5 protein-coding genes are annotated in these 4,826 nt (G+C 64.0%); 1 reads left to right on the forward strand and 4 read right to left on the reverse strand.

The window, feature by feature from the left end; genetic code table 11:
* The 4 genes from Q0C81_RS03825 to Q0C81_RS03840 all read right to left on the reverse strand — a co-directional run.
* Positions 1-540 (reverse strand): restriction endonuclease subunit S (locus tag Q0C81_RS03825; RefSeq protein WP_291833773.1); only part of this gene is annotated, 540 nt, incomplete at its 3' end.
* Positions 537-2,372, reverse strand: a complete 1,836-nt coding sequence (locus Q0C81_RS03830) for a class I SAM-dependent DNA methyltransferase (RefSeq protein ID WP_291833777.1) — start codon at positions 2,370-2,372, stop codon at positions 537-539. The genes Q0C81_RS03830 and Q0C81_RS03825, both read right to left, overlap by 4 nt.
* A gap of 106 nt (positions 2,373-2,478) precedes the next feature.
* Positions 2,479-2,775 (reverse strand): nucleotidyltransferase domain-containing protein, encoded by a 297-nt coding sequence (locus tag Q0C81_RS03835; RefSeq protein ID WP_291833780.1) that lies wholly within the window; start codon positions 2,773-2,775, stop codon positions 2,479-2,481.
* 11 nt (positions 2,776-2,786) lie between these two features.
* Positions 2,787-3,518, reverse strand: coding sequence for a hypothetical protein (locus tag Q0C81_RS03840; protein WP_291833783.1), 732 nt, complete (start codon positions 3,516-3,518; stop codon positions 2,787-2,789).
* Between the two features lie 286 nt (positions 3,519-3,804).
* Here Q0C81_RS03840 and Q0C81_RS03845 point away from each other — a divergent pair.
* Positions 3,805-4,826, forward strand: a 1,022-nt coding sequence (locus tag Q0C81_RS03845) for an FRG domain-containing protein (RefSeq protein ID WP_291833786.1), incomplete at its 3' end; no start/stop codon positions are given.

Genomic DNA, 4,826 nt, shown 5'->3' on the forward strand with positions numbered 1-4,826 from the left:
GGTCTGCTCAGCGAGCGGCGGGGCGGGCACGTTGAGATTGTCGACGGCGTACTGGCCGAGGCCTACCCGCGTCAGGCCGTTCGCGCGGACCGCGACGGAGGCCTTGGCGAAAGCGGAGTCGAAATAGCGCTTGATGAAAGCACCTGACGTACCGGCGTGGGGCCTGATCATCGACAGGTGGTAGCCGCAGACAACCCCGGGCATGTCGTTAGGGACGTAGGCCGCCGAAGCGATGTCATCCGCTGTCTCGGAATCCTTAGTGATGATCGTGTCGCCGGCGCGAAGCGTGAACCTCGCGATCTGCTCCGAGGTTGCGGTCGCCGCCATGAACTCTGGATCATCGAAGATCACGTCGTTGTAGTAGACGTCGGTGTAGTTGCAGAGGCGAACCGGCGTGTCCTCGTCGTAGGTCTTCTTGTCGACGTTGCTCGGGAATGCGTCGGCGACTTGTTTAAGGCGGCGGACCTCCCAATGGCTCGGCACCTGCCCGAGCCACTCGACCCCGCTGTCCCGATAGCTCTCATACCCCGGCACACTCACGCCGCCAGCCCTTCGATCATCGCCTTGATCCGGTCGGTAACGGCCAGCAGGTCGGCGTCGATCTCGGCCAGGTCGCGGGGCGGTTCGAACACATAAAAGTGCCGGTTAAACGGGATTTCGTAGCCGACCTTCGTCTTACTTTCGTCGATCCAGGCGTCGGGCGCGTGGGGCAGGACCTCGCGCTTGAAGTAGGTCTCGACGTCTTCGGCCAAGGGCACGTTCTCGGTGTCGCGCAGGGCGCTGTCGGGCATCGGCCTGCCCTTAGCCTTGCCCTTCACGCCGACCACCGGCCGCCCCTGGTCGTCCAGGAGCGGACGTTCGACGGTGATGGTGCGGTAGCCGAAGGCCTCGTTGTCGAACAGGCGCGAAAGGGGCTTGAGGCGAACCTTGCCGCCCTCGGGCGCGGCGGGCGGGAACTCGCCCTGGACCACGACCTCGCGGACGACCTCCTTGCCCTGGGCGTCCGTGACGGTCGCCAACTGGGCCGCCTCGAAGCCGCCGAACAGGCGGGTGACGGTGGCGATGTCCTCGTCGGACATCTCCCGTCGCTTGGAGCCCAGGGACTTCGGCATCTTCTTCCAGAAGACGCTGGCGTCGATCAGCTGGAGCTGGCCCTTGCGGTGCGCGGGCTTCCGGTTCGAGACAATCCAGACGTATGTCGCGATGCCGGTGTTGTAGAACATGTCCGTCGGCAGGGCGACGATGGCCTCGACCAGGTCGCTCTCCAGCAGATAGCGCCTGATCTCGCTCTCGCCCGAGCCCGCCCCGCCCGTGAACAGCGGCGAGCCGTTCAGGACGATGCCGAAGCGGCAGCCGCCCTCGGACGCGGGCCGCATCTTCGACAGCAGGTGCATCAGGAACAGCAGGGACCCGTCTGACACCCGGGGGAGGCCCGGGCCGAACCGGCCGTTGAAGCCTTGGCCCTCGTGTTCCTGGCGGACGACCTTCTCGACCTTCTTCCACTCCACGCCGAACGGGGGGTTGGACAGCATGTAGTCAAACTTGCGCGTCGGATGGCCGTCGTCGGACAGGGTGTTGCCCGGCATGATGTTGGCGACGTCCTGGCCCTTGATGAGCATGTCAGCCTTGCAGATGGCGTAGGACTCGTCGTTCAGCTCCTGGCCGAACATGGTCAGGCGTGCGGTCGGGTTCAGGCCCGCCATATAGTCCTCGGCCACCGACAGCATGCCGCCGGTGCCCGCCGTCGGATCATAGATGGTCCGGACCACGCTGGGCTTCGACAGCAGGTCGTCGTCTTCGACGAACAGCAGCGACACCATCAGCTTGATGACCTCACGCGGCGTGAAATGTTCCCCCGCCGTCTCGTTGGAAAGTTCCGCGAATCGGCGGATCAGCTCTTCGAAAGCCAGGCCCATCTGGTGGTTGTCGACCGACCCGGGGTGCAGATCGATACGGGCGAATTTCTCGGCCACCTGGTACAGCAGGCCCGCCTTGGCCAGGCGGTCGATCTGGGTCGCGAACTCGAACCGCTCGAAGATGTCGCGCACCGCCGGCGAGAAGGCCTGGATGTAGGCGTAGAGGTTGTGGGCGATATGGTCGGAGTCGCCGATCAGCTTCGCCATATCCATCGGCGAGGTGTTGTAGAAGCTCTGCCCCGCCGCGCGCAGCAGGAACGGCTCCGGGTTCAGGCCTTCGCCCGACCGCTTCTCGAACTCCGCCAGAACTGCGGGCTTGGTCGCCGCCAGCACGCAGTCCAGCCGCCGCAGAACCGTGAACGGCAAGATAACCTTGCCGTAGTCGGACTGCTTGTAGTCGCCCCTGAGCAGATCGGCGACCGACCAGATAAAGGCCGACAGAGACTGATGATTCATGCGTTACTCCCGAGCAATCAGGGATAGCACGAGGACGCCACCTGCGCGCAAGGCGGAGGCTGACCAGTGGCAGCCAGAAGCTGACGACATGAGAGAACAACGGCTGTCAGAGTATCCGGATGAGGTCACCTTCGACACCGATGTTCTTCCCATTCAGAAGGCTGCGGCGTTCGATGAAATCGACCTGCGCGCCCAACGCATCGACTAGATCGAGATAGATCCCGCCCATATCGAACGCGTCGAAATCTGCGCCAGGGGCAATGTCGAACGCCACATCGACATCGGAGCCGAGCCCGGCGTCATCGCGCGCCACCGATCCGAACAGGTAGACGTGCGCCAGCCCTCGGGCTCTCAGGAAAGGCTCGAGGCGTCGCAGTTTCGCGAGGGCGTCGTCACGGCGCATGGGGCTCGATCCTAGGCCGCCATCCGGTGTTGGGAAGGCTCGGCGGCGCGTCTCGCCAGCGACACCCCTCGCTCGCGGAGCAGCCTGCCGGCGAGTTCAGTGAGGCGCGTTACAGCGGTGTCGCTGGCGCAGAGGATTCGGTTGTCGACCGGGTCCCAGCTAGCCGGATCGAGGTAGCTCGCGGCCGCCCCCTCCCCGCCCAGTGAGACCACGAGGTGCCGCAGATCGGCGCACGGAAAGCGACGTCGCATCGACGGCACCGTCGCGCGCGGCGGGGGCGCGGGAAATTTTCCAATGGGATCATAAAGGAGTTGTCGGACACCCATGTCCGGTTTTCGGGTCGCTGATGTCCGGTTTTTCGGCGTTTGACCGGACGCGGGCGTCCTGTTTTGCACCGTTTGAGCGGTCGTGGGTGTCCGCTTTTCGGCGACCTCGGCCACGACGTCGGGGACCATCGCACGATAGGTGTTGGTGCGGGACCGCCCTTTGCGGACGTCGATCTTGAGGTACCCGGCCTCCTGAAGATCAGCGAGGTGACGGCGTAGCTGGCGATCACTCTGTCCGAGACTGGCGGCCATGCTCCCCTGCCCGCGCCAGGCGCCCCCGGCAGCGCTGTTCAGGTCGTGCAGCAGGAGACCGGCAATGGCCTTGGCGCCGACAGACATCGTCGGATCGTTAACGATGCGCTGATGCCAGGCCAGTTTATCAGCAACGAAGTTTTCAGGGTCGAGGAAGCGGCTCATGCCTGCGCCTCCCGCGTTGCAGCGGAGTCCGTGAGGCGGTAGAACGGCGTCGGCCTTGTTTGTTGAACCAAGCCCATTTGAACCCCGCCGCGCGCTGCAACGCCGGCGGGGTTTTTCGTTCCGGATTTCCGATGGAACCGGGTAGCCAAACGCCCGAAATCTCCAAGGATTTCAATCGGCGTCCGACACCCGGTTAGACAGCCCAAGTCCTTGAGAATACGGATGGAGCCGAGCCCCACCCTGTCCGCCAGGGCCGAGGCCCCAGCCGGTGACGAGGACTGACGTCTTGGCCTGCAACTATGGATCCTATTTCGATCCCGATTTCGTCTTCGACGATGACGATGTCGCGTTCGCCAGCGCCGCCCGCAGCCATGTGAAGTTCAGCGAGTCCGGATTCAGCGAGTCCGAGAGTCAGGCGCTCGTGGCCTCCGGCTACACGGTCTTGCTGGACGATCTCGTCATTGATCGCTTCTACGGCGTCGCGATCTCCTCATACGACATGAAGTCCCGGCTTCCCTTGAAGGACTTCCGCCGCTGGTTCGGCTCCGCACCGAACAGGCTGCCGCTCTTGCGCGCCGAAAGCCGGGCGGACCTTGAGAGGATCATCGAGGACCTCAGGACCGCCAACCGGCATCCCCTGATCCTTCGAGGTCAAACAAGCCACTATGCTCTGGCGCGCGACGTCCCCAATCCGAGCTTCGTGCACGAGACCCTGGGCGAGATTTCGCTACTGCCCTCGGTGTGGCGGCGTGTCCTGCAGGAACGCCCCGGCGCACTCCATCACTTTCGCGATCTGTCGATGATGGAATGGTCGCTCATCATCTACGACCTGTTCGACCTCCGGGAGGTCCACGAACATGAGAAGCGACTGGACCTGTTCCCGGGAAGCTTTGCGACGGACGAACTGCCCCCTGATCCAGACTACAAGCTGGTGCGGGACTTCCACACGCATCGCGACGCGTTTCTTAACGCGTTCCGCATGGGAGGCAGCCCGGCCTTTCTGACGCTGCTTCAGCACTACGGTCTCTATTCCCCGGTGCTGGATCTGACGAGCGACCCACAGGTTGCGCTGTTCTTCGCCACACAGAAATTCGCGCGGTCTGGCGAGCGCGCGCGATACGACTTCGCAGGCACCAACGAGCGGCGCGCGATAATCTACGTCCTTCGGCAGGATCGGGACGAAACGCTCGCCTATGAACGCGACAAGATGCTGGAAGAGCTGGACCCCCAGCGGCCGAAGCGCCAGGCCTGCGTCGTGATGCCCACAAGCCCCTATGCGATGAACCTGGCCGGCGATTTCCTGGTGGC

The organism is Brevundimonas sp., from assembly GCF_023259385.1.
Taxonomy (GTDB): domain Bacteria; phylum Pseudomonadota; class Alphaproteobacteria; order Caulobacterales; family Caulobacteraceae; genus Brevundimonas.